This window comes from Hymenobacter terrenus (genome assembly GCF_000972495.1).
In the GTDB taxonomy this organism is placed as follows: domain Bacteria; phylum Bacteroidota; class Bacteroidia; order Cytophagales; family Hymenobacteraceae; genus Hymenobacter; species Hymenobacter terrenus.
Genome location: NZ_LATM01000001.1, coordinates 295,375 through 320,481, shown reverse-complemented (window position 1 = coordinate 320,481; position 25,107 = coordinate 295,375). Strand labels below are relative to the sequence as shown.

The following is a 25,107-nucleotide window of genomic DNA, read 5'->3' as shown; positions in this document are numbered from 1 at the left end:
AGGAAGTCAACAGGCTCCCTCTGACATTAGTTCGGGACTTTCGGGTCAAGCTACGCTTTAGCTTCGCCGTTGCTGGCGGTAGCTGCTTCGGGCTTCGGCAGCAACACCTTGCGCGAGAGCCGGTACTTGCCGGTTTTCTTGTCGATTTCCACCAATTTCACGTCAATGTCCTGTCCCACTTCCAACAAGCCTTCCAGGGTCTGAATCCGCTCATGCGTCACCTCCGAGATGTGGAGCAGGCCGTCTTTGCCTGGCATGATTTCCACGAACGCACCGTAGGGCTGAATGCTGCGCACCTTGCCTTTGTATACTTCGCCCACCTCCGGCTGGGCCGCGATGGCCCGGATGCGGTCAATGGCACCCTGCATGTCCTCCTGGTTGGAAGCGTAGATGCTCACGTGGCCCTTCTCATCCTTCTCCTCGATAATCACCGTGGCGTTGGTGTCCTTCTGAATTTGCTGAATGACCTTACCGCCCGGCCCGATCACCGCACCGATAAATTCTTTATCAATCAACATCTTGTGCGAACGTGGCGTGTGCGGCTTCAGTTCGGCAGCGGGCGCGGCAATGGTCTTGGCCATTTCGCCCAGAATGTGCAACCGGCCGTCGCGAGCCTGGTGCAGCGCGGCAGTCAGAATCTCATTGCTCAAACCCTGGATTTTGATGTCCATCTGGCAGGCGCAAATGCCTTTCTCAGTACCGGTAACCTTAAAATCCATGTCGCCGAGGTGGTCCTCATCGCCCAGAATATCGCTCAACACGGCGTACGCTCCGGTTTCCTTGTCCTGCACCAGACCCATGGCGATGCCGGCCACCGCGGCCGAAATCTTCACGCCCGCATCCATCAGCGCCAGTGAGCCGGCACACACCGTGGCCATCGAACTGGAGCCGTTCGACTCCAAGATGTCCGACACAATGCGGATGGTGTAAGGATTTTCTTCTTCGGGAGGCAGCACTTGGCGCAGCGAGCGCAGGGCTAAGTTGCCGTGGCCGATTTCGCGGCGACCAGCGCCCCGGTTCGGCTTCACTTCGCCGGTCGAGAAACCAGGGAAGTTGTAGTGCAACATGAACTTTGAGAAGCCCTTGGTCAGCGGCTGGTCGATGATTTGCTCATCGAGCTTAGTCCCGAGCGTGGCCGTAGTCAAGCTTTGGGTTTCGCCGCGGGTGAAGATGGCAGAGCCGTGCGCGCCAGGCAAGTAGTTAATTTCTGACCAGATAGGACGGATTTCGGTGAGCTGACGGCCATCGAGACGAACCCGCTCTTTCACCATCATGTCGCGAATAGCTTTTTTCTCGGCCGAGCCATAGTAGCGGCTGAACATCTTCATGTCCAGTTCGGGCTGCTCGGCAATCAACTGGTCGAGGAAGGCTTTTTTCACCTGCGAGAAGCCTTCTTTGCGGCCAGCCTTGCTAGTGTTACCAGCCCGGGCCACATCGTAAGCACCTTGGTAAACAGCGGCGTGGATACGTTTTTTCAGCTCCTCGTCTTCATCGTATTTGGGGTACTCGCGAGTGGGCGATTCAGCCGTGCGACCCACGGCTTCAGCCAGTTCTTTCTGCAATTGCACCTGGGCCTTGATGGCTTCGTGGCCGAAGGCAATAGCTGCAACCATTTCCTCTTCGCTCACTTCCTTCATGGCGCCTTCCACCATGGCCACGGAGTCGGCGGTGGCACCCACCATCAGGTCCATATCGGCACGCTCCAGGTCCGACGTCTTGGGGTTAATCTGGAACTGCCCGTCAATGCGCGCCACGCGCACTTCAGAAATCGGGCCGGCAAATGGAATGTCCGAGATAGAGAGCGCCGCCGAAGCAGCCAGCGCGGCTAAGGCATCGGGCTGCACTTCTTTATCGGCCGAGATGAGGGTAATCATCACCTGCACCTCGTAGTGGTAGTCTTTGGGAAACATCGGCCGCAGGATACGGTCGACGAGACGACAGACCAGGATTTCGTAGTCCGACAGACGACCTTCGCGGCGCTGAAACGAACCGGGAATCTTGCCGGCCGAGCCGAATTTTTCTTGGTAGTCCACCGATAGCGGCAGGAAGTCAACGCCTTCGCGCTGACTCGGAGCTGATACAACCGTAGCGAGCAGCATGGTATCGCCGAGGCGAACCACGACCGCGCCGTCGGCGAATTTGGCCAGCTTGCCGGTTTCAATGGAGATGACACGGCCGTCGGGCAGCGCCAGGGATTTGGTAATAGCGTGGGGTTGGGACATCAGCGGGGTTTGCTTGGAAAAGCGACAGCGGGCGAGCAGCCAAAAACGAATGCCGCCAGCGGCACTCGTTACTCAACGATATTCAGGCAACAACGCGCCGATATAAAACAGTGCCACGGGTCAGCCTCGGCGCCAAACCGACCCGAGCAAAAAAAGAGTAGGGAACCTTCGTTAGAAGGCTCCCTACTCTCAGATTCCGGAATTACTTACGGATGCCCAGCTCCTTGATGATAGCGCGGTAGCGGTTGATTTCGCGGTGTTGCAGGTAATCCAACATGCGGCGGCGCTTACCTACCAGCTTCAGTAGGCCCAGACGCGTGCTGTGGTCCTTCTTGTTGGCCTTAAGGTGCTCAGTGAGATGGTTGATGCGGTAGGTAAAGAGGCCAATCTGGGCCTCAGCCGAACCCGTATCGGTTTTAACTTTTTGCAGGCTGTTCTTTTCGAAAATCGCCTGCTTTGTTTCGGTGGTCAGTTTCATCAGTTGATAGGTGTTACCCCGTCTTAGATTTAGGTAAGGAAAAATATTAATGACTACCCCACACATTGGGGTGCCGCAAAGGTACGCAATTTAAAAACAGGATAAAAGCACGATGCAAGAATTTTACTGGCATTTTACGGCTACTGTTAAGTAGCCCGGGATGCTTCATCAGGCAGTGCTTCTTACTCTTCTGTCGGCTCGGTAAGCTTGCGCAAAGATGGTATTCCCAATCGCTGGGGCAGCCGCCGCCAGAAGTCAAGTTCGAGCAACCCAGAATCATTATACGCTTGATAGAGAAAGAATAACCCGGCGGGCAACAGCACTAAATTTGACATCCACATCCCTATTCCTACGGGCATCACAAACTCGCGCCCGTACTTTTCGCCCATGATACTAAGCACGTAGTAGATAATAAAGAAGAGAATAGATACCAGGATGGGCACTCCTAAACCACCTTTTTTGATAATCGAGCCCAACGGTGCCCCAATCAGAAACATCAGCAGTACCGCCACCGATTGCGAATACTTGCGGTACACCTCAATGCGAAACAAAGCCGAGTTCTTCGCCATTTCATTCAGCCGCTCAGCGTTGGAATTAGCGAAAGCCCGGAGATTACTCGCGCGGTTGGTAGCCTGTTGGATAATAGGGGCCGTGGTTGCCGCCAAGCGGGTAGTTGGTACCTGCCAACCTTCGACTTTGCGGCTGGCGGCGCGGCCCGTGGTGTCGAAACGGAGGAAGGTGAAGTAGCCATTGGTCTGTCGCGTTATTTGATGATGCTCAATGCGTATTCTCTTCTGCACTGAATCGGTGGAATGCTTCAGCTGCGCAATGTTAAGCATCATCCGATTAGTCGAAAACAGCTCTTCCTTAGTGCGGTTCAAGTCGAACGATGCCAGTGAGAAGGTGACCATGTTGTGGTCGAAGCCCTGCCGGACAAAGCTGGCACCCGCTCGGTTCGAAGCGTCGGGCTGCTCTACGTAATTGTGGCCGTGAAATAGCTCCAGGCCCAGATAACCACCATTGAACCGGGTGAACATGCGGCCCGAATCGGCCAGCATCACCACTGCGTTACCCGATTTCTGGGTGTGGTCATATATCATCACCCCGTGCAGCCGGTCACCATTTTCCCCGGTTTTCTTATCCACCTTGATGGTGTAGCCCGGAATACCATTGTAGAACACCCCTTCCCGAATATCAAGGGCCAGCTTTTGCTGCCGTACATCCCAAAGCAAACTATAAGCTTTGAGGTTGGCGCGGGGCACAATAGTTTCGTTGAACCAGAAAGCTCCCACCGCCAAGCCCATTGTGAGCAGGAGCACCGGCCGCAAAATCCGCGTCAGGGCGATGCCGGAGGCTTTAATGGCCGTCAACTCGTGGTGTTCGCCTAGGTTACCATAGGTCATCAGCGAGGAAAGCAACACGGCCAAGGGCAATGAGACGGGCACAATGAGCACGCTGAAGTAAAACAGCAATTGTAATAGCACCCCCGTACCCAAATCCTTACCGATAATATCATCAAGGTATTTGAGCAGCGTATGCGTGAGTAAAATAAACTGCACTACCGCGAAGGTGAGCAGAAACGGCCCAGCGAAGGCCTTAAGAATAAGCTTATCGAGCTTTTTGAGCATGAGATGCAGTACTGAGCTTTTGGTTATTGCCAGCAATGAAACGAATGTTTGGGTAAAAAAGTACCGTCGAACAAGCGATGCTTCACAGGTCTGCTCGCTCAAATTATTACTCACCCCCCTACTTGCTCCCGCAATTTGGCTACTAAGCCTTCCCACATTTCCTGCTGCTCGCTGACATCTTGAGCCGAGGAATAATCAATTACTCGTAGGTACACTTCGTCGGTTACCTGCGACGAATCGAGAGTGAATTCCAGAAAATTCGCATCTGGGACTGACTGGCGGTGCTCGTCGAGGAATACGAAGCGTATGGCACGGTTGAGACGCTGGCCCAAAATCTCAGCGTAATGGTTCTCGTGGTCCCAAATGAAATTGAGGCGCTGCCCCTCTACATAGCGCACATCGTCGCAAAACCATTGGGCAAGACCTGAGGCAGTGGCCAGATATGGAAAAAGAATTTTGGGCGAAGCGTTGATGGGGAATTCCACTACGAATCGCGTTTTGATTTGAATATCAGGCAATGCCATAGGACTAAGACGAAGAGACCCGAGCGCCGCCGACACAAGATAAGCAGAACACACGAGAAATACAGTGTTTTTTGGCCCTGAACCTTGCGTCGGGGCCGGTTGTAGCGCTACCTTTGCACCCACAAAAAAACCCGGCGGGGTAGCTCAGCTGGTTAGAGCACAGGATTCATAACCCTGAGGTCGGCGGTTCGAGCCCGCCTCCCGCTACGTCGAAACCGTTTCAGCCACGTGCTGGAGCGGTTTTTTGGTTTTATGCCTTTTCGGAAGGCAGGTGCGCTATATGCAATGCATAACGCACAGCTACGTGATTTATTGGAATTGAAAATAAACCCGACTGAAGCTAACCCCGTGGGTCCAAAACAAGAAAACGCTGAACCCAGCGGCCAGCGTTTTCTCGATTGAAAGCATATAAAAGCGATTATTTCACTTTTTCCACAATGCCTTGAAATGCGGCAGGGTGGTTCAAAGCCAAATCGGCTAATACTTTGCGGTTGAGTTCGATGCCAGCCTTTTTCAGGCCACCCATCAACTGCGAATACGACAGGCCGTGCTCACGAGCACCGGCGTTGATGCGCTGAATCCACAACGCACGAAATTCGCGCTTCTTTACTTTACGGTCGCGGTAAGCATACAAGAGGCCTTTTTCAACGGCGTTCTTAGCTACGGTCCACACGTTCTTGCGACGGCCATAATAGCCTTTCGCCAAACGCATGATTTTCTTACGGCGGTGGCGCGAGGCCACGTGGTTGACACTTCTTGGCATAACCTAGGGAGTTTTTGGCAGCCGGCGCCCAGCATCTGCTGAAGCTTAAGTTGCGGCCGGAAGCCTGGTTTGAAAAAAATTATGAATTATAAACTTATGAGTTATGAATCAAAGCTAACCGACGAGAAGGCGACCAATTTTTAATTCATACTTTTTAATTCATAATTAAATGTTCAGCATTTGGCGCACGCGGTTCATGTCGGCGCTGCTCACGAGGCCCGTGTGGGTGAGGCCGCGCTTTTGCTTGGTCGTCTTCTTCGTGAGAATGTGAGATTTGAAGGCGTGCTTCCGCTTCACCTTGCCCGTTCCGGTGAGCGCAAAGCGCTTCTTAGCACCGGATTTCGTCTTTACTTTCGGCATTGTAGTGGTTATTGGAGGGTTGGTTGTTGATTGTTGATTGCTGACCGACCGAGGGTCGGGAAGCCATCTTCAACCGAGTAAAATCTATTCCGCATCGGTGGATGCCGGAGCAGCTTCAGGCGCTTTATCGGCGGCCTCGGCTGGTTTTGGAGCTTTCTTCTCCGGCTTGGCGTCAGACGTGGCGGGCTTGGCAGTGGGTTTCACTACGGCGGCTGCCTTGGGCGCGAGATAGAGGAACATGCGCTTGCCCTCAAGCTTGGGGAGTTGCTCTACTTTGGCGAGGTCCTCGAGGGCCTGGGCAAACTTGAGCAGCAGGATTTCGCCCCGCTCTTTAAAGACGATGCTGCGACCTACGAAATGCACATAGCTCTTGATTTTTGCACCTTCACGCAAAAATTCCTGGGCGTGCTTCACTTTGAAAGCGAAGTCGTGCTCATCGGTATTGGGACCAAAGCGAATTTCCTTGAGGACAACCTTAGTTTGCTTGGCCTTTAGCTCGCGCGTTTTTTTCTTCTGCTCGTACTTAAATTTCGAGTAGTCAATGACGCGGCAAACGGGCGGCGTGGCCGTGGGTGAAATCTCAACGAGGTCAAGATTTTGGTCCTGGGCCATCTTCCGGGCTTGGTCGATGGGATATACACCTTGCTCGACGTTGTCGCCAACAAGGCGCACTTCGCGGGCCGTGATTTTTTGATTGATTTTGAACGGCTCTTCCACCTGCTGGCGGGGCACGTACCGACGATTCGGAGCTGCTATGGTTTGGTCCTCCTGCTAAAAAAGTGGCGGGAAATGAGATTAAGGGCGGTTTAGGCTGGATATAGCCTGGTAATCAGAGGGCAAATATCGGCATTTATAATTGGAAAGGCAAGCTTACATAGCATAGTAACGCCAACTTTCAATTGGATAATTGTCGAACGGGCTACTTGCGACCGATGCACCAGCGTTTACTGCTTAACAGTTACTCAATTGAAAGCTGGCATTACAGCCTTATGCCTCTACCATCTGGCTCTGCACGCTTTTCACAAAAGCATCCAATGGCATGGAGCCCAGGTCGCCTTCGCCATGCTTGCGCACCGAAATAATGTTATCCTGCGCTTCCTTCTCCCCTACTACTAATAGATAAGGAATTTTGCCCATTTCGGCATCGCGAATTTTGCGCCCGATCCGCTCGTCGCGGGCATCAACGGTTCCGCGCAGTTCGCGTTGCTCCAACTGGGCTTTCACCTCGTTGGCGTAGTCGATGTACTTATCCGAAATGGGAAGCACGATGAACTGTTCGGGGGTGAGCCAGAGCGGGAAGTTACCCCCGCAGTGCTCAATGAGCACGGCGACGAAGCGCTCCAACGAGCCAAATGGCGCCCGGTGTATCATCACGGGGCGCTGTTTGGTGTTGTCAGGGGCCACGTACTCCAGGTCGAACCGCTCGGGCAGGTTGTAATCGACCTGAATGGTACCGAGCTGCCAGCGGCGACCAAGGGCGTCACGCACCATGAAATCGAGCTTGGGGCCATAAAAGGCGGCCTCGCCCAATTCAGTTACCGTGTTGAGGCCCTTTTCCAGCGCCGCTTCCTGAATAGCTGTTTCGGCCCGAGTCCAGTTCTCATCGGAACCAATGTATTTGGACTTGTTATCCGGGTCGCGGAGTGAGATTTGGGCCGTAAAGTCGGGAAAATCCAACGCTTTCAGCACGTAAAGCACGATGTCAATCACCTTCTTAAACTCGTCCTTTACTTGGTCAGGGCGGCAAAAGATGTGGGCATCATCTTGCGTGAAGCCGCGCACCCGCGTCAGGCCGTGGAGTTCCCCACTCTGCTCGTAGCGGTACACAGTGCCGAACTCGGCCAGACGCACGGGCAGGTCGCGGTAGCTGCGGGGCTCGGTTTTGTAAATTTCGCAGTGGTGTGGGCAGTTCATCGGCTTGAGAAAGAATTCCTCGCCGGGATTGGGCGTTTTGATGGGCTGAAACGAGTCGGCACCGTATTTCTCATAGTGGCCACTGGTTACATACAACTCCTTGGCACCGATGTGAGGCGTCACGACGGGCGAGTAACCGGCTTTCACTTGGGCACGGCGCAGGAACTGCTCGAGGCGCTCACGCAGGGCGGTACCTTTGGGCAACCACAGAGGCAGCCCCGCTCCTACTTTTTCGGAGAAAGCAAACAGTTTTAGCTCTTTGCCCAGTTTGCGGTGGTCGCGGCGCTTGGCTTCTTCAAGGCGTTCGAGATACTCGGTGAGGTCCTTGGCCTTGGGAAAGGTTATACCGTAGAGCCGGGTGAGCTGCTTGTTTTTCTCATCGCCGCGCCAGTAGGCGCCGGCCACGTTCATCAGCTTGGCCGCCTTGATGGTGCCGGTATCGGGAATGTGCGGACCGCGGCAGAGGTCGGTGAAACCGCCTTGCGTGTAGAAGGTGATGTGGCCGTCTTCGAGGTTTTCGAGGAGTTCGAGCTTGTAGGGGTCTTGTTTCTCGGTGAAATAGGCGATGGCATCGGCCTTCGAAATTTCCTGACGGATGTAGCGGCTTTTATTCTTGGCCAGCTCCAGCATCTTCTTTTCGATTTCTGGAAAGTCTTCGCTCGAAATGCTCCGGCCTTCGCCCAAATCGACATCGTAATAAAAGCCATTTTCGATGGCTGGGCCGATGGCCAGTTTCACGCCGGGATACAGCGATTCGAGGGCTTCGGCCATGAGATGGGCCGAAGAATGCCAATAGGTAGCCTTGCCGGCTTCGTCGTTCCAAGTCAGGATTTCGACAGTAGCATCGTGGGTGAAAGGGCGGTGCAGGTCGCGCACTTCGCCATTGACGCGTATAGCCAAAGCGTTACGGGCCAGACCTTCGCTGATGCTAGCGGCGAGGTCGTAACCAGTCGTACCCGGCTCGACCGGGCGAACCGAGCCGTCAGGGAGGGTGATGTTAAGCATATGTAAATTACGGCCTGCAATGAGCGCAAAGCCGACGCAAGTTACACCTCTGACGCTTCGCTTGAGGCAGAATCAGGAATGACAAGTGAGGAATTATCAGTGTAGAGCGTCTCGGAAGCGACAAGAAAACCGGTCATGGCCCGCTACTCTTGCCCGCATGCGTAGAAGCAGAATATTTATTCAGTAGCTAGCTGGCCTTGGGCCGTAAGGCTGGCAAAGGAGTAATGGGCTGTGGACGCACGGGAGCGGCGGGGCGGCGGTAATAATAGCGCGGCGCGGTGCGTAGGCTGTCAGGTAGCAGGGCCTGCACCCGCTCGTTGGTTTTCCAGACTTTGAAGGTCCAGTGCGTATTACCCGGATTTTCGGCCACGAGCAGACGGTACTGAGCCAGGGCTTCGGACAAGCGGTTTTGAGCTTCGAGAGCTTCGGCTAATAAAGCCCGTGCTTCGGGTAGGCGCTGGTTGCGGCGCAGGGCCCGTGTCAGGTGCAGGATGACGACCGCGGGGCGGCGCTCTTTAGCGGCGGCCAGCCCCAGGCGATAATCCGCCCGATACACAGTAGTGTCAAGCTCCAAAGCCCGCCGATAATACCAGAGGGCACTATCGGGGCGGCCTTGCAACTCCAACTGCCGGCCATAGTCGTAGCACAGCAGGCCCGATGTAGTGTCGAGCCGCATGCCTAAAGCAGCGTAGTGGGCGGCATCTGAGGGCACGCGCCAGGCATTGAGCAGGAAAGCTAATTGATGGAGAATTTCGGGCTCCCGAGGGTCCCGGGCTAGGGCATCCTGCAAGTATTGTACGGCAGTGGAGGTGTCGCTGGTAGCTGCATAGGCCAAGCCCTTGTAGAATAAGGCAGCAGGCTGGTCGGGATCGAGCCGCAGGGTGCGGTCGAGGTTGTCGAGAGCTGCAGCGTAATTGCGAGCCGCTAAATGGGTTTCGCCCACCAGTAGCGGCAACTCCGGCCCCAAAAACCCGTGGGCAGCAGCCTGGCGGGCAGCAGCCAGCGCCGCCGGCAATTGGCCAAGGGCCCGAAGAGCCCGCGCCTGCAGGAAATAAAGGCTCCCATCGGAGTCATCGATGTCGATGGCGGCGGCGACGTCGGTGAGGGCGGCCTGGGGCTGGCCAGCAGCTAAGCGCAAGCTGGCGCGACGCGCCAGCAGCGCGGCATTGCGGGGCTCGCGCATAATGGCCCCGTTCAGCTCATCAGCTTGCACGCGAGGGCCGCTCTGCACAGTGGCCAAGTCCACGAGAGTATCCGCCCGCTCGGTAGGGGTAGCCTGACAGGAGGCCAACAGGGCCAGCAACAAAAACAAATAACGCCACATGAGTAAACAGCCGCTGCACAGCCAGGATCAAAAATAAGCACTGCGGACCGCTGCCCACCTTAACCGCCGTTTGGTGACGGCATTCATACTTCGTAAAAATTATTCTAAGTTAGCTTGTTTGCCCAAGGGGCTTTTGCGATACCTGTAGACGATTTCGTCGCTATTAGTTAAGACCACTGCATGTTTTGTTTCTCCGCAGCAGAAAGCCTACCTTATTCCTAATTCAATCAACCGCCAACTTAAACGGTTTATAAAACTATAATAACAGAAGATATTTCCCATTGCCCTGCCCGTAACTTTGTTTTATCTAGCGCTCTGCTTTCCTGCCAAACTATCTTTTAAATGAATCAAGATTACTCTTCCCGTCTGCGGCAAGCCCTGGCCGTGGGCCTGATGGGACTTTTTTTTACCGGTACCTTTCATTTTGCGCAGCGGCCAACTTCCGGCCCGGCCTTGGTAAGCCAATTATTCGAAGACGAGGAAGAAGGCGACAACGACGGTGACCGGGAGTATCCTGACCGCCCCGATAAGGCCCTGGAGCAGGACATTGCTCTTACTCGCGACCCAGCTACCGGCACCGTACCACGCGAGCGCCTGCTGGCAGCAGCTCGCTATAATGATGCCGTGGTGGCCGCTCGAGGCCAGCAACGCTCTACGGCTGGCACTTTGACCGGTGCCAACTGGGCCGAGCGCGGCCCCTCGAATGTGGCAGGCCGAATTCGAAGCCTGTTGGTAGACCCCACCGACCCCACGGGCAATACCCTGTGGGCTGGCGCAGCTGGCGGTGGCCTCTGGAAAACCACCAATGCTACCACCGCCGGTGTACAGTGGCAAAGCGTGAATGCCAGCCTAACTAACCTAGCCGTAACCACCATCGTGGCCGCGCCGGGCACCAGCCCTCAAGTGCTATACTGCGGCACGGGCGAAGGCTTCTTTAATTCCGATGCCATTCGGGGAGCTGGTATCTGGAAATCCAGCGACAACGGAGTGAGTTGGACTCATCTGTCAAGTACCAACAACCAGGATTTTTACTTCGTGCAGAAGCTGATAGTGCACCCCGTCACGGGGGACGTGTACGCCGCCACCCGCACTGGACTGTGGCGCAGCCAAAATGCGGGTACCAGTTGGAACCTGGTACTAGGCCAATTCACCAGCCCGGCCACGCTCACGCCCCGGGCCGCTGACTTGGAAATCGGGGCCGACAACACCTTATATGCTTCATTCGGAATCTTCTCCACCGACGGCATCTACCGCTCGCCCACTGGCAACCCCGGCACTTGGACCAAACTGAACAACGTAGCCACTTCGGGCTTGCCTACCACCGGCTACCAGCGTATTGAGCTGGCCTGTGCTCCCTCTGCCCCCAATCGCCTGTATGCGCTGTTTCAATCCAGCGCCAGTGGCCGCCCCTTGCTGGACATGTACCGTTCGCTCGATTACGGCGATACCTGGACGGTGATGGCCCGCCCCGGAGCCACGGCGGCGGACCCCACCTTCGACTTTACCAATGGACAAAGCTGGTACGACCTCATTATAGGCGTATCGCCTACTGACCCCAACGTGGTGTACGTGGGCGGCCTCGACCTATGGCTAACCAATAACGGCGCTATAGCCGACCCTACTCAGGTGACGTGGACTCATTCTAGCTTTTGGAATGCTTCACCCAACCTCAGCTTCTTCGTTCACGCCGACCACCACGCCATCGCCTTTGTGCCCCCAGTGCCGGGCACGGCGGCTACTAAGGCCTATTTTGGCAACGACGGTGGGGTATTTTATTCAAGCAATGCTGGCGCACCTACCACGGCCTTCTCCAATCGCAACAATGGGCTGAATGTGACGCAGTTTTATTCAGTTGCTATGCACCCCACTAACTACAATTATTTTTTGGCTGGGTCTCAGGACAACGGGACTCAGAAGTTTACAGCTGCTGGACTGGGCACTACCACTCCGGTTTCTGGCGGTGATGGCGGCTTCTGCGCCATTGATCAGACTAACCCGCAGGTGCAATTCAGCAGTTATGTTTATAATCAATACTTCCGATCCATCAATGGCGGGACTTCGTTCACCTATTACAAGATTGATGAAAAGTTGGGCTCCTTCATCAATCCCTTCGACTACGACAGCCGGCAAAGGGTGCTTTATGCGGCTTACAGCGCCGGCAACTACCTTGTCTGGACCAATGCCGGCATTCCCGTCTCCGCTGCGCCCACTACTATTACACAGAGCCTGGGTGTAGCCGGCACCGTCACACGCATTTCGGTATCGCCCGGCACCAATAAGCGTATTTACGTGGGTACCAATACCGGGCTGGTGCTACGTGTGGATGATGCCAGCACGACCACGCCTGTAGTAACCACCTTGTTAACGGGTACGTCCAACACGTCAGTTTCATGCATTGCGGTCGACCCGAGCGACGAACAGCATTTACTGGTCACGTACGCCAATTACGGGGTAGTGAGCGTGTTCGAGTCGCGTAATGCAGAAGCCACGAGCCCCACCTGGACGGCTGTAGAAGGCTCACTCCCCGACATGCCCGTGCGCTGGGCTTTATTTGACCCTAGCAATACCGCCCGCGCGCTGCTGGCTACCGAGATGGGCGTGTACTCAACCGAACTGCTGAATGGGACCAGAACGGTCTGGGCCCCAGCCAGTAACGGACCTATCAACACTCGAGTCGACATGCTGCGCTACCGGGCGGGCGACCAGCTAGTGGTTGCGGCCACCCACGGTCGGGGCCTATTCACCACTGATGTGCTCGCGAGCGTGCCATTGGCGGCCAAACCCGCCGCGCTAGCGTTGCTGACCAAGACTTACCCAAACCCCTTCACCACGGAACTCCACCTGGAGCTGGCCCCCAGCCAGGCGGCCGACGTTACCGTCACTCTTACTGATGCTTTGGGCCGCCGCCTTTTGACCAGCACCATGCGCCCCATCGCACGTCAAGTAACGGTACCCGTGCCGGCCAGCATAGCTCCCGGCACGTATACGCTCACGGTATACAGCAACGGCCGGCAAAGCAGCCGTCAGGTAGTAAAGCAGTAAGCGTAGGACCGCCTCTGATTTGCCGCATAGTAGCGCGAACTTTTAATCCACTAACCCGCTGGCTGACTCTACACTGGCTCCAAAAATGCTCTGAATAAATGGCCATCCTGCGGCGCCCTTTTACCCTACTATTGCTTGCGGCTGAGCGTATCGGTGGGGAAACGGGTAGAATCAGGCGTGACCACGGGCGGCGGGAATACCGGTACGCTTCGCTGACCCATGCGGCGCTGCCGTCGTGCATCGGCCCGTTGCAAGGGCGGCAGCATTTTGCGACATAGGCGACTCACAACCAAGTCGTCGCTGGTTAGAGGCGGTATTTTCTCGGCCTCGCGCAGTATTTCAATGGCGCGACGTCGGCGGCCCTGATAAACGCACATTCGGGCCAAGTCGTAGCAAAACTGAATATTCTGCGGGGCTAGCTGATGGGCTTTTTCCAGGCTCTGCATGGCCTCACGGCTATTGCCACCATCGGGTACACCGCCGAGTAGTAGGTTGCTATAGATCCGTTCGAGTAGATTATAGTGTGCCACACGATACTGCCAGCGGCCAAGCAACTGCCAAGCCTCGGGCAGATCGGGGCGATGCTTGACGGCCAAGTACACGTGGGAACGCAGCTCACGGAAGGCCGCCAAACGCGCCCTGGCACGGTACAATGTAGCTTGTTTAAATAAGGCGAGGGCCACCGCATAGTTGCTCTCGCCACCTTCGGGTTGGACGAGCAAGGCACGGTCGGCATACTGGCGAGCCGCGTCGAAGTAGGCCGATTTACGGGTTTCATCGGAATAGCGACTACCTATTTTCACGCTGAGTACCGCTGACTGCCACAGGGCCAAATAGTGAGCCGGTGTTGCCTTGAGGACTTCTTGGTAAACCGCCAGAGCTTCGGAATCTTTAAAACTATTGGCCAGCCTCGCGGCCTGAAACAGTTTCACGCGCACCGCGGGTGGGTCGGCGGGCGGGGCGTTGGGAGGGACATTGACAACCGGAGTAACTTTCGCCGAAGTAGTCTTCCTAGGGATTCGTAACCGGAATTGCCCGGCCGCTGGCCACGCCACGCCCCACAGCAGCAGCACCAGCAGCCAGTTCCGCCACGACCTGGCGAGAACGACAAAGCACAACCGGAATAGAAAAAGCATAAAGGCAAAGAAACAGGCCACCGGCCCAAACGCGAACCGCTACCGCTGAGTTCTATGGGCCATTAGCTATAACTCACACAAGCTCAGAACAAGCCTAATTGTGCCTTGGGCCGCTTGAGCAACTCTCGCGCCTGCGCTACCTCTTCGGCCGTTACATCCACAGGCCCAGCGGGCTCGGGGGCGGCGGTGCTGGTCGTTGCGCCCCCGCTTTCGCTCACTTTGGGCAGGGCCACTGCCATCCGCTTTCTGGTTATTTCGCGACGCTGAGGCTCGGGGCCTTCGTCGGTGAGCAGGGTCAGGGCGTGGATTTTGAAGTAGTTGAGCTTGTTACCCATTGCCTTCCAACCCTTCACGTCGATGAACTCGTGCAGCGCAATTTTCTCGGTTTCCTTATCGGCCTTCTTGTCCTTTTGAATCTTCACCTCTACCAGTGGCTCGGGGTTAGCCGTCACGGCCAGTAGCTTCGAGCCCTTGGTTTCGGCGATGAAAGTGAAGCGCTTGCCCACCGTGGTGGTTTCGATTTTGAAACGCTTGACGTAATGGATTTTCGTTTCACCATCCATGTATACCGCGCTAAGCACTAAATCCGGCTCGTGCTTGCGGAGCAACACAATATTAGGCACATCGTAGTGGTTGGCGGGGTCGGGTGTGGTAAGCTCATAGCTCCCATCCTTAAAGACCACCAGCACGTGGTTTTCAGTATCAAAAGTGCCCAGGTAGCGGCCGTGGCCAGCCGTGTTGAGGCGGCCCACCACGCTGTCGAAGAAGATTTCGCGGCCGCCCAGGGTGGAGTCGCCCAGCGTTTTCTGAGTAATTTTCTTGATGGGCTGCTTAGTTACAATATTGCCCATCGAGCCTTTGCCCTTGATGCTGAGCTCAGCAAAGTCGAAGTCAAACTGCTTCACCCGTGCCGGAGCCTTATCACTAAGCTGAATATTTACGATTTCCGACTCGGAATTGGGATTAGCAGTCAGGTAAAGGGTTTTAGTGCCCTTGGTACCCTTAGTGAGGTCGTAGGTTTTGTCGCGGGTGATGCCCGAAACCAGGAAGCGCTTAGCGAAGCTAATACCCGAAGCACCATCCAGATACACCATGTTATACACCAGCCGGTCGTCGTTCTTGTTGTATACGCCCACGTGCAGAATGTCGCGGCCCACAAAGGTTTTTTCCGCGATTTTGGTTACCGTGAAGGTGCCGTCGCGTTTGATGGCAATGATGTCATCCAAATCGGAGCAGTCGCAGACCAACTCATCTTTTTTCAGGCCATAGCCCACGAAGCCGTCGGCCCGGTTCACATACAGTTTCTGGTTGGCAATGGCCACTTTCTGGGCCGTGACCACGTCGAAGGTGCGGAGCTGGGTTTTGCGCTCACGGCCCGCGCCGTACTTTTTCAGCAGGCCCTCGAAATAGTGAATGGCGTAGCGGGTCAGGTTAGCGAGGTGGTCGGCTACTTCGGCCAACTCGGTTTCGAGCCGCTGAATGTATTCGTCGGCCTTGAAACCGTCGAATTTTGAGATGCGCTTGATACGGATTTCGGTCAGACGGGTCAGGTCTTCCTCCGTAATCGCACGGCGCAGCACAATGCGCTGGTCGTCAGTCCGGGCCTTCTCCCCTGCTACGCGCACAAATTTTCTCAACCCCTTGTCGATGGTTTCGAGAATATCGGACCAAGTTTCGCACTCCTCAATTTTCCGATAGATGCGGTTTTCGATGAAGATTTTCTCCAGCGAGGCATTATGCCACTTCTCCCACAGCTCGTCCTGCCGGATTTCCAGTTCTCGCTCCAGTAGGCGCACAGTGGCCTTGGTGCTTTGCCGCAACACGTCCTCCACACCCACGAAACGGGGCTTTTCGTCGATGATGACGCAGGTGTTGGGCGAGATGCTGATTTCACAGTCGGTAAAGGCGTAGAGGGCATCCATGGTCAGGTCGGGCGACACGCCGGCGGGCAGCTGCACCTGAATTTCCACGTCCTTCGCCGTATTATCGACTACCTTCTTAATCTTGATTTTATTGGCTTCCGAAGCCTTCACGATGCTCTCCATCAGCGCCGTGGTGGTGGTGCCGTAGGGGATGTCGCGGATAATGAGCAGGGTTTTGTCCACCTTCTCGATGGTAGCGCGCAGGCGTATCTTGGCCCCGCGCAGCCCCGAGTTGTAGTTGCTCACGTCGCAGAGGCCCCCGGTCGAGAAGTCCGGAAACAGCTGCACCTCCTTGCCCCGTAGCACATCAATACTCGCCTTGCACAGCTCGCGGAAGTTGTGGGGCATAATCTTAGTGCTCAGCCCCACGGCAATGCCTTCCACGCCTTGGGCCAGCAGCAACGGGAATTTTACGGGCAGCGTAGTAGGCTCGCGCTTACGGCCATCGTAGCTGAGCTGCCACTCGGTGGTGTCGGGGTTGAACACAACGTCAAGGGCAAACTTCGAAAGGCGCGCTTCGATGTAGCGGGGGGCGGCGGCGCCGTCGCCAGTCCGGATATCGCCCCAGTTACCCTGCGTTTCGATGAGCAGGTCCTTCTGGCCCAGGTTCACCATGGCGTCGCCGATGCTGGCGTCGCCGTGGGGGTGGTACTGCATAGTCTGGCCGATGACGTTGGCCACTTTGTTGAAACGGCCGTCATCCATCTCCTTCATGGCATGCAGGATGCGCCGCTGCACGGGCTTGAGACCGTCTTCGATAGCCGGTACGGCCCGCTCCAGAATCACGTAGCTGGCGTAGTCCAGAAACCAGTTCTGGTACATGCCCTTCACCGTCGCCACGTCGTGAATGGTTTCGCCGGGGGCAAACTTGGGCTCTTCCTCCGTCTCGGGCTCCGGTGTGGCTTCATCAGGCCGAAGTGTACCGAACAAATCCGCAGCAGCCATAGTGGCCGGCACATCGGTTTCCGGAAGGACCTCCCCAGCAAATGAGGCGGGCTCTTCTGCACCGGCGGCAGCCGGCGAGAAATCGGTTAGGTCAAAATCTACCGAATCACCGGGCTGCAAAAAATTTTCGTCTAACGAGTCGGAAGCAGAAGTATCGAGAGTGGCCACGAGGGAAACGAATGAGGTCGGCGAACGCCGTCAAAAATACCGGAATCAGCGCGGAGCGCAACAAACTACAATTCTAACCATAGCTGGAAAGTTCCCAAAAATATTAGCGCACTCAAAATATCGTTTGAGTCTACTAAGTAAGAGAAATCTAATCCAGCCTTCAAATTACAGCAATTTTTCATCAAGAAGCAAGCTAAAAAAAATAGCTAAACCGGCCCCATTATTGGCACTCATAAGCTCCTCTTTTTGCCTTTTGGATTAGCACAAAAAAAAGCCCGAGCCAAGGGCTCGGGCTTTTCCGTGGAATGTGTCGGCTAGTCTACCCCTAGGCGACGTCCCAAACATACGAAACAATTTAATATAATTCCCAAGTAGGGCTTTTTTTTCGCCTGATGTGGCCGGCTAAGTTGCCTTTTTATTACCGCACTATTTCCACCCAACCCTTGATATTGATGTCGCACGAAGGCTGGCGCACCGAATAATAGTATACACCAGCGGGCAGGCTGGCGCCGGTCCAGTCGTTGTGGTAGGCCGCAGTTTCGTACACTAGACGCCCCCACCGGCTGAAGACCTTAAGCTCGGGCGTCCCGTAGGAAGCAGGAATCTTTAGAACAGCATTTAACCTATCGCCGTTGGCAGTAAGAATATTAGGCAGGTCGAATAGCTGACTCAGCTTCACCTCGTATTCTACCACGGCCGGGCAGGGCAACCCCTGCTCTATTTCGACGCGGTAGCGGCCCGGGGTGGTTACGCCCAGCGTGGGCGTTTCGGCACCAGTGCTCCATTTATAAGTCCGGCCGCTCACCAACGGGGTAAGCCGCGCGGGGTCGAGCACGAGCAGGCTGCCGCATCGCAACGAATCTGGCACTGACCTCACCGGGTTGGCGATTACCACTACCGGAACGCTCACGGAGGCAGTGGTGCCCCCGCATTGGTTGGCATTGGGCCGGGGCGTGCCCGTCACGCGGGCCGTGAAGTTGCCGGCGGTGGTATAAATGTGGCGCGGAGCCTTAGCCGTATCGAGCGGCGTGCCATCGCCAAAATCCCAGCTGTAGAGCAACGAGCCCGTGGAGTTGTTAACGAACTGCAAGGTATAAGGCAGGCTGCACCCTGGCGCGGGCGTGGGCACGGCCAACTGCACAGGTGTCGGGACGCTGCCTCCCGGCGCCAGGTTAAACTTGAAAGCGGCCGCATCGTTGGAACCTGTCAGGCCGGCCGAATAGGCCCCCGGCGTGGTGCCAAACCCTCTGCCAAGGTTGCAGGTAATGTGGTACAACACCCCGGCGCGGGTTATCTGGTTGGACGCCGCAAAATGCAGGTGAGTAGTTGAAGGAGTTGAACTGCTGATATTGGGTTCGCCGATGTAAGTGCCGTAGAGCAGGGCCGTCGCACCCTCCGCAAGCACGCTTAGGTAAAGGCTGCGCGGCTGGTTGCTGAAGGCATCGGGAGTGCGGGGACAACCGGGGGCGCTAATAAAGCCTGCGTACGAGCTGAAATACAGTCGGCCGCAGGCATCCCGGCCAAATCCCGTCAGCACATTCGAGTTATTTAACGCGCCTAATGCTACCACACTTATTTGGGTAGAAAACACGGTGCTGTTCAGCCCGGGGGGCAGGGCGTGCACGAATACCCCGGCCGTACCAGGCACCACCGCGCTATATGCGCCGGCAGTGCGCGGGTAGTTGCCTTCGCTGGCGCCGCCAACCAACACATTGCCCGCGGCATCAAAATCGAGAAAGCGGGCGACGTCGTTGTTCGTTGTACCCAGATATGTTCCGGCCAAACGGGCGCCCGCGGCGCTGTAGCGCAACACGAACCCGTCGCTTAATCCAAAACTAGCGCCAGCATTGGGAGCCGACGGTAGTAGGCCGCCCGCGCCCACCGGCAGGTTGGTGCTCAGCGTGCTGCCGCACACGTAAACCTCGCCCGACGGGGCTACTTTCACATCCAGGAGTCGGTCGGCATTGCTGCCACCCACGTACGTTGACCAGCGCAAGGCCGTTAGGGCGGAGTTCAACCGGGTCAGCACACCGTCGGTATTGCCCCCGTAGGTTGGTTGCTGCGCATTGAGCAGTGGGTAATCAGTAGAAGTACTGCTGCTCACCACCAGGACATCCCCGGCTGGATCGATGGCAATGCTGGCCGGTATAAACGAGGTTGAGGTTCCTTCACTTCCACTACCACCCAGAAAAGTAGACGCGAGGATACTGGTGCCGGTCGCATTCAGGCGCGTGATAACCAGGTCGCGGCCAGGCAAGCCGCCGCTGCCTAGCGCCCGGTCGTAAGCCCCAACGGTGGTGGGATAATTAGGGGAACCGGTGTAGCCCAGCATCAGTAGTTCGCCCGCCGCATTAATTTCAAAGTCTAATGGGTAATCGTCGGCAAAAGTGGTACCTCCCAGATAGGTGGCGTAAATTAGATTACTGCCGGTAGCGGAGAGTTTGGAAATGCCAATATTCCCACTCGTATAGGAGGCTTTGATGGCTCCAAGCGTCACCGGATACCCGGGACCGAGCACGTAGCTGCCAGTGTACATATTGCCCTGCGTATCGGAAATAGTAGTATTAGCCGACATCCCACCCGGCGAACCAGAGTACGTGGCGAATAGCAGGACGGGGTCAATAACCAGGCGCTCGGCCGGGTTATAGCCTTTGCCTAGTGCGAAGCTGACTTCCTTGCCGCGCAGCACGAAACGGCAGGGCACCGGCCGGCGCTCCCCCGTAGCCGAAATCTGCCACGCCGCGGGTGCCTCCTCCCGAAGCTCGCCCACGCTGGTTCGCAGCCGCAAATGCCCTTCGGCCGTCACGGCCAGGCCATCCAGGCCGTCGTAGCGCAGCCGGATAGCTGCGGGTTGGGCACCGGGGGCCAGTTCGAAGTCGTATTCCAGCTGCCCAGCGGCTTGCTGATGCCAGCGTACGTCTACGCCGGGATAGGCTTCGTGGTAGCGCACATCGGCAAACAGGGGCACGCGCGAGGCCCAATGGGCGGGGTCGTTACCCAGAAAATAGTTGTGGTAGGCACCCTGCTGCTCTTCGCCGGCAACAGCCGGCGCACTGGCGGCTCCCACCATCGTTACCCGAAACGCGTGGCTGGCCACGGGCCGATGGGCCTCCGCGGCTTCAATGACCGAGGAAGCACCTGAGTAGAGGTGATAGGTAAAGCAATTGTTTTCGAGGTAGAGTTGGCCACCGGGAATTGTCACGGCAAACTTCACCTGCTCTATCCACTGGCCTTTGTTGGCCACGAAGGGCAGTTGGGCTACCGGGATAGCGGCCCTAGCTACCCCGGTAGCCAATAAAAAACCCATAACTAATGAGAAGCGCATAAAAATTCTGTCATGAATAAGGAGAAAAGTATGATGTCAAATGTACAGGCCAAGCATGGATAAGGGCGCGGCCACCGCACTCCTAAATAAAGGTTGAAGCAATTTGACCTGAGCAACTTTTATCATCCAATAGCAGACGTAATAGCCCACCCAAGGAGTGCCCCATACTGTAATTTGTAAAATAGTCAGGCAACCGCTCCCAGCCGTGAGTGCAGCGGCCACAGTCGGCGAAGGATGGCATTAGATTATTTTCTTATATTGAATGCCACCAACTGCGTGGCATTTTATTATTCTTTTGATTTACTTGCTACCCGCTAGGTAACAAATGATTTATTTTTCATTTGTAGTACCACATGAGGCCTTATCCACTACTTGCTTCATGCCTCGCCTATCGTATCCTGCGCCCAGCTTAGCCGTTACCGTGCAGGCCCATTTTGCCCTTACGTACGCAGAGTTGGCCCGCTTTATGGGGGTGAGCCGGGCACTGGTGGCAGCTGTGGAGGCTGGCCGAAAAGATTTTTCCGACAGCACTCATGCCTGGCGCGCCCGGACGCCGCACCTAGGCAGGAGTCACGCCGGCCCCCGTAGCCGATGGCCGCTGACTGGACCGCCTGCCCCTTGAGTACGAAAGCTACGCCCGTATCCCTCCCCACCGAGCGGGCCTTACGGCTGGTACGACTCCACATGCCCGAAGTGGAGGTCGAAACACTGGAAGCCCTGCTAGCTGGTTGAGAGCAGAACTTTTAGGGGTGTTTGCCTGGAATAGCGCAAGTCAGTTAAAAGCGCTTAACGGAGTCTTCATCAGTTAGCGTGATGTCGCAAATCAACTCTGAGGGGGTGTATTCATGCTCCCTTAACTCCGTATAAAATTTCTTGACATTTTGCGAATCGGCGACAATAAAGGATTCGTAGTCGACTGGTTCCTGGGGCCGGTCCTGAGCATCAAAATAGCAGCCGCCGCTGCCCGTTTCAATGGTCGAGACATACACGCCCCGCGGTGGGCGGCGGTGGTTGAGTATCTGGTAGCGCAGCGGCCTCCGCTGCCCGGCCGAATCCCAGAAGAACTCCGGCAACGGACCGGGGCCTTCCTGGAAGGAAAACTGGGTTCGCAAAACACCCGACCGGGGGATGCGGTAGATGCGCTTCCAGCCCTCGCGTTCCGGGGGCACGCCGTTTGGCTGCTCGAATAGGATGTAGACCACTCCCCGAAAGCCCTGCGGCACCAGATACACCTCCTGGGCGTTGCCCAGACCCAACAGATACCAGTACCAGTAAGCCAACAACAGGGCTAGCCCGCCCACCAGCCACAGCAGAATTTTCACCGCGGTTCTCATCGCTTCACTTGGCTGGCGTGTCGGATAACCTCCTGGTTCCAGGAACGGATAAAATGAGTTCGCAGGCCTTTGCGAACCTCCCTGAAACCGCCATTTTTATCCAGCATGATATCCAGGTCAACGTCCATGAGCGGATGACAATTATCGAAGAATAAATCTGTTACCCCGCCTTGCTCCATATGGGCTCCTAATAATATGTTTTCCCCACCATGAGTCGGGTTAACCATTATAACTTCAACACTCGGAAATAAATCACCTGTAACCTTAACTCTTACTCGCATCAGCCCTGAATCTTCGTAAGCAGTCAAAGAAAAATCAGCGTGCACGTCCAGCGCTGGCGTGAAAAGTTGAGGAGTGACGGGGTCTTTCGCCCAATACGATGTTTTAAATGAGTTTGTCACACGTCCAGCACTGGAACGTACTCTCCGAACGACTGTTGGATAATGACGGGTTCTTGCGTGGTCATGGAGTATCAGAGGGGTAACTCCCATAGAACTGGATAATGGCACTACCCCGATGGTTGCGCTACTGGGCTGCTCATAAACTCGCAGATAACTGCTGCCCCTGTTGATGAAAACATCAAACTCTTGAATAGCCCGAAAATGGACGTTATCGTTCACCTCCGCGGTAGGCCTACGGGCATCACCAAAAAATTTAGACGGGCCAAAGCCTACGGATGGCGCCGCAATAAATGAGCGAATTATAATCCTGTAAGAGGACTTAAGACGCACTAAAGGCTGCCGCTGAGGAGCGAGCAACTGGTCCCAACTCTTGCCTACACGCTTGGGAGGCAGACCATTTCTAAGTTTAATAGGCATAGATTCTGAGAAAGGAGGTGTATTCCGCGCTAATCTACATCAAGATGTGAGCGAACTACCGCACTTCATCCCATACTCCTATTCTTCAGCCTCATCAGAGCCCTTACCAGCTACATACAAAAACCAAAAGAGCCCACGGTAATACCGTGGGCTCTTTTGGTTTTTGAACAATGGTCTTCTCGCGGGCGGTTTACCGCTATGCAGCCTCGGCTTCAGCCTCCACCACTTCGGCGACGGGCAACACGTCGGACGTTACCAGGTCCTTTTCCAGGCGGAGATTCTCGATGATGAATTCCTGACGGGCGGGCGTGTTTTTGCCCATGTAGTAGGCCAGCACTTGCTGAATGCTGCGGTCGGATTGCAGAATCACCGGCTCCAGCTTGATGTTTTCGCCGATGAATTTGCCGAACTCCTCGGGCGAAATCTCGCCCAGGCCTTTGAAGCGCGTGATTTCGGGGCTCTTGCCCAGCTTGCGCATGGCGGCCTGCTTCTCCTGCTCGGTATAGCAGTAGATGGTTTCCTTCTTATTGCGGACACGGAACAGCGGCGTTTCGAGGATGAAGACGTGGCCGTTGCGTACTAGGTCGGGGAAGAACTGGAGGAAGAACGTGAGCAGCAGCAGGCGAATGTGCATGCCATCAACGTCGGCATCGGTGGCCACTACCACGCGGTTGTAGCGCAGGTGCTCAATGCCTTCCTCGATATTGAGGGCGTGCTGGAGGAGGTTCAGCTCCTCGTTTTCGTACACGATTTTCTTTTTCAGCCCGAAGCAGTTCAGCGGCTTGCCGCGCAGGCTGAACACGGCTTCCAGCTCCACGTTGCGGCTCTTGGTGATGCTGCCCGAGGCCGAGTCGCCCTCGGTGATGAAGAGCGTGGTGAGCAGTTCCTTTTCGGCGCCGTCCTTGGCGTTTTCGCCCAGGTGGAAGCGGCAGTCGCGCAGCTTGCGGTTGTGTAGGTTGGCTTTTTTGGCGCGCTGGTTGGCCAGCTTCTTCACGCCCGCCATGTCCTTGCGCTCCCGCTCGCTCTGCTTGATGCGGTTTTCCAGCGCGTCTTTAACCGCCGGGTTTTTGTGCAGGTAGTTATCCAGGTGCTCCTTCACGAAATCCAGGATGAAACCGCGCACCGTAGGGCCGTCTTCGCCCATGTTCACGCTGCCCAGCTTGGTCTTGGTCTGGCTCTCGAACACGGGCTCCTGCACCCGCACCGAGATGGCCGCGATGATGCTGGCCCGAATGTCGGCCGCATCGTAGTCCTTCTTATAAAATTCGCGCACCGCCTTGACCACCGCCTCGCGGAAAGCAGCCAAGTGCGTGCCGCCCTGGGTGGTGTACTGCCCGTTCACGAAGGAATAATACTCCTCGCCGTAGTCGTTGCCGTGGGTCATGGCCAGTTCGATATCGGGCCCTTTCAGGTGGATAATCGGGTAGCGCAGGCTCTCCACGTCGGCCTTGCGGGCCAGCAGGTCGAGCAGGCCGTTTTCGGAGTAGTACTTCTGGCCGTTGAAGTTGATGGTGAGGCCCGCGTTGAGGTAAACGTAGTTCCAGATTTGATTTTCGAGGTACTCCGGGATGAAGCGGTAGTTCTTGAAAATCGTGTCGTCGGGCTGGAACGTGACCAGCGTGCCGTTGCGCTGGCTGGTTTTTTGGGGCTTGGGGTCGCTCACGAGGCGGCCCTGGGCAAACTCGGCCGACTTCATCACGCCTTCGCGCACGCTCTGCACCAGGAAATAGCCGCTGAGGGCGTTCACGGCCTTGGTACCCACGCCGTTTAGGCCGACGGACTTTTGGAACACCTTGGAATCATACTTGCCGCCGGTGTTGATTTTGCTCACCACATCCACCACCTTGCCCAGCGGAATGCCGCGGCCGTAGTCGCGCACCTGCACCCGCGAATCCGAAATTTTGATGTCGATGGTGCGGCCGTGGCCCATCACGTGCTCGTCGATGCAGTTATCGACCACTTCCTTCACTAATACGTAGATGCCATCGTCGTAAGCAGAACCGTCGCCGAGCTTGCCGATGTACATGCCCGGCCGCAGGCGGATGTGCTCGCGCCAGTCCAGCGAGCGGATGCTGTCTTCGGTGTAGCCATGGTCGGGGGCTTTGGTGGCCGCAACCGGGGCGTCGGTTAGTAGTTCGTCGTTCATTGGGGCAACTGTTGTCCAGTTTTCGGGTAAAATAACGCAAAAATCAGCGGCAG

The 25,107-nt window shown here is 56.0% G+C and carries 15 protein-coding genes, 1 tRNA gene and 1 pseudogene; 2 read left to right on the top strand and 15 right to left on the bottom strand.

Going from position 1 to position 25,107, the window contains the following annotated elements:
• Nucleotides 1-50: 50 nt before the first annotated feature.
• From pnp to WX88_RS01370, 4 genes are all read right to left on the bottom strand, one after another.
• Nucleotides 51-2,222 (bottom strand): polyribonucleotide nucleotidyltransferase, encoded by a 2,172-nt coding sequence (gene pnp / locus WX88_RS01385; RefSeq protein ID WP_046242508.1) that lies wholly within the window; start codon nucleotides 2,220-2,222, stop codon nucleotides 51-53.
• Nucleotides 2,223-2,424: 202 nt separating this feature from the next.
• Nucleotides 2,425-2,700 (bottom strand): 30S ribosomal protein S15, encoded by a 276-nt coding sequence (gene rpsO / locus WX88_RS01380; RefSeq protein ID WP_046242507.1) that lies wholly within the window; start codon nucleotides 2,698-2,700, stop codon nucleotides 2,425-2,427.
• Nucleotides 2,701-2,882: 182 nt separating this feature from the next.
• On the bottom strand, nucleotides 2,883-4,328 hold the full coding sequence (locus WX88_RS01375) for an LptF/LptG family permease (RefSeq protein WP_046243038.1): 1,446 nt from the start codon (nucleotides 4,326-4,328) through the stop codon (nucleotides 2,883-2,885).
• A gap of 110 nt (nucleotides 4,329-4,438) precedes the next feature.
• Nucleotides 4,439-4,852 (bottom strand): START-like domain-containing protein, encoded by a 414-nt coding sequence (locus WX88_RS01370; RefSeq protein ID WP_046242506.1) that lies wholly within the window; start codon nucleotides 4,850-4,852, stop codon nucleotides 4,439-4,441.
• A gap of 133 nt (nucleotides 4,853-4,985) precedes the next feature.
• Between WX88_RS01370 and WX88_RS01365 the strand changes: the two genes are divergently transcribed.
• Nucleotides 4,986-5,059 (top strand) — tRNA-Met (locus WX88_RS01365).
• 211 nt (nucleotides 5,060-5,270) lie between these two features.
• Here WX88_RS01365 and rplT read toward each other — a convergent pair.
• The 5 genes and pseudogenes from rplT to WX88_RS01340 form a co-directional block, all read right to left on the bottom strand.
• Nucleotides 5,271-5,615 carry a 50S ribosomal protein L20 gene (gene rplT, locus WX88_RS01360; RefSeq protein WP_046242505.1) on the bottom strand — a complete coding sequence of 115 codons (345 nt, stop codon included), beginning with the start codon at nucleotides 5,613-5,615 and terminating at the stop codon, nucleotides 5,271-5,273.
• Between the two features lie 165 nt (nucleotides 5,616-5,780).
• Nucleotides 5,781-5,975 (bottom strand): 50S ribosomal protein L35, encoded by a 195-nt coding sequence (gene rpmI / locus WX88_RS01355; protein ID WP_046242504.1) that lies wholly within the window; start codon nucleotides 5,973-5,975, stop codon nucleotides 5,781-5,783.
• A gap of 198 nt (nucleotides 5,976-6,173) precedes the next feature.
• Nucleotides 6,174-6,731, bottom strand: a pseudogene (gene infC / locus WX88_RS01350) (translation initiation factor IF-3); the annotation flags it as partial.
• Nucleotides 6,732-6,962: 231 nt separating this feature from the next.
• Nucleotides 6,963-8,894 (bottom strand): threonine--tRNA ligase, encoded by a 1,932-nt coding sequence (gene thrS / locus WX88_RS01345; RefSeq protein ID WP_046242502.1) that lies wholly within the window; start codon nucleotides 8,892-8,894, stop codon nucleotides 6,963-6,965.
• A gap of 187 nt (nucleotides 8,895-9,081) precedes the next feature.
• Entirely contained in the window at nucleotides 9,082-10,218 is a 1,137-nt protein-coding gene (locus tag WX88_RS01340) for a tetratricopeptide repeat protein (RefSeq protein WP_046242501.1), read from the bottom strand.
• Between the two features lie 342 nt (nucleotides 10,219-10,560).
• On the opposite strand from WX88_RS01340, the gene WX88_RS01335 reads away from it, so the two are divergent.
• Nucleotides 10,561-13,260 carry a T9SS type A sorting domain-containing protein gene (locus WX88_RS01335; protein ID WP_046242500.1) on the top strand — a complete coding sequence of 900 codons (2,700 nt, stop codon included), beginning with the start codon at nucleotides 10,561-10,563 and terminating at the stop codon, nucleotides 13,258-13,260.
• Between the two features lie 128 nt (nucleotides 13,261-13,388).
• Here the strand turns inward: WX88_RS01335 and WX88_RS01330 are convergent, their stop codons facing one another.
• The 6 genes from WX88_RS01330 to WX88_RS01305 form a co-directional block, all read right to left on the bottom strand.
• Nucleotides 13,389-14,396, bottom strand: a complete 1,008-nt coding sequence (locus tag WX88_RS01330; RefSeq protein ID WP_046242499.1) for a tetratricopeptide repeat protein — start codon at nucleotides 14,394-14,396, stop codon at nucleotides 13,389-13,391.
• An 83-nt stretch (nucleotides 14,397-14,479) separates the two neighbouring features.
• On the bottom strand, nucleotides 14,480-17,263 hold the full coding sequence (locus WX88_RS01325; RefSeq protein WP_046243037.1) for a DNA gyrase/topoisomerase IV subunit A: 2,784 nt from the start codon (nucleotides 17,261-17,263) through the stop codon (nucleotides 14,480-14,482).
• Nucleotides 17,264-17,849: 586 nt separating this feature from the next.
• On the bottom strand, nucleotides 17,850-20,756 hold the full coding sequence (locus tag WX88_RS01320; RefSeq protein ID WP_082115777.1) for a DUF7948 domain-containing protein: 2,907 nt from the start codon (nucleotides 20,754-20,756) through the stop codon (nucleotides 17,850-17,852).
• 776 nt (nucleotides 20,757-21,532) lie between these two features.
• Nucleotides 21,533-22,078: a DUF6843 domain-containing protein gene (locus WX88_RS01315; RefSeq protein WP_231590595.1), complete on the bottom strand. Its 546-nt coding sequence runs from the start codon at nucleotides 22,076-22,078 to the stop codon at nucleotides 21,533-21,535.
• 8 nt (nucleotides 22,079-22,086) lie between these two features.
• Nucleotides 22,087-22,908, bottom strand: a complete 822-nt coding sequence (locus WX88_RS29810) for a hypothetical protein (RefSeq protein WP_156175888.1) — start codon at nucleotides 22,906-22,908, stop codon at nucleotides 22,087-22,089.
• Between the two features lie 196 nt (nucleotides 22,909-23,104).
• Nucleotides 23,105-25,054 (bottom strand): DNA topoisomerase IV subunit B, encoded by a 1,950-nt coding sequence (locus WX88_RS01305; RefSeq protein WP_046242495.1) that lies wholly within the window; start codon nucleotides 25,052-25,054, stop codon nucleotides 23,105-23,107.
• Nucleotides 25,055-25,107: the final 53 nt, after the last annotated feature.

Bases quoted from the DNA above. Each gene is read 5' to 3' on its own strand.
- pnp (WP_046242508.1), bottom strand. From the start codon at position 2,222: ATGTCCCAACCCCACGCTATTACCAAATCCCTGGCGCTGCCCGACGGC.
- rpsO (WP_046242507.1), bottom strand. From the start codon at position 2,700: ATGAAACTGACCACCGAAACAAAGCAGGCGATTTTCGAAAAGAACAGC.
- WX88_RS01375 (WP_046243038.1), bottom strand. From the start codon at position 4,328: ATGCTCAAAAAGCTCGATAAGCTTATTCTTAAGGCCTTCGCTGGGCCG.
- WX88_RS01370 (WP_046242506.1), bottom strand. From the start codon at position 4,852: ATGGCATTGCCTGATATTCAAATCAAAACGCGATTCGTAGTGGAATTC.
- rplT (WP_046242505.1), bottom strand. From the start codon at position 5,615: ATGCCAAGAAGTGTCAACCACGTGGCCTCGCGCCACCGCCGTAAGAAA.
- rpmI (WP_046242504.1), bottom strand. From the start codon at position 5,975: ATGCCGAAAGTAAAGACGAAATCCGGTGCTAAGAAGCGCTTTGCGCTC.
- thrS (WP_046242502.1), bottom strand. From the start codon at position 8,894: ATGCTTAACATCACCCTCCCTGACGGCTCGGTTCGCCCGGTCGAGCCG.
- WX88_RS01340 (WP_046242501.1), bottom strand. From the start codon at position 10,218: ATGTGGCGTTATTTGTTTTTGTTGCTGGCCCTGTTGGCCTCCTGTCAG.
- WX88_RS01335 (WP_046242500.1), top strand. From the start codon at position 10,561: ATGAATCAAGATTACTCTTCCCGTCTGCGGCAAGCCCTGGCCGTGGGC.
- WX88_RS01330 (WP_046242499.1), bottom strand. From the start codon at position 14,396: ATGCTTTTTCTATTCCGGTTGTGCTTTGTCGTTCTCGCCAGGTCGTGG.
- WX88_RS01325 (WP_046243037.1), bottom strand. From the start codon at position 17,263: ATGGCTGCTGCGGATTTGTTCGGTACACTTCGGCCTGATGAAGCCACA.
- WX88_RS01320 (WP_082115777.1), bottom strand. From the start codon at position 20,756: ATGCGCTTCTCATTAGTTATGGGTTTTTTATTGGCTACCGGGGTAGCT.
- WX88_RS29810 (WP_156175888.1), bottom strand. From the start codon at position 22,908: ATGCCTATTAAACTTAGAAATGGTCTGCCTCCCAAGCGTGTAGGCAAG.
- WX88_RS01305 (WP_046242495.1), bottom strand. From the start codon at position 25,054: ATGAACGACGAACTACTAACCGACGCCCCGGTTGCGGCCACCAAAGCC.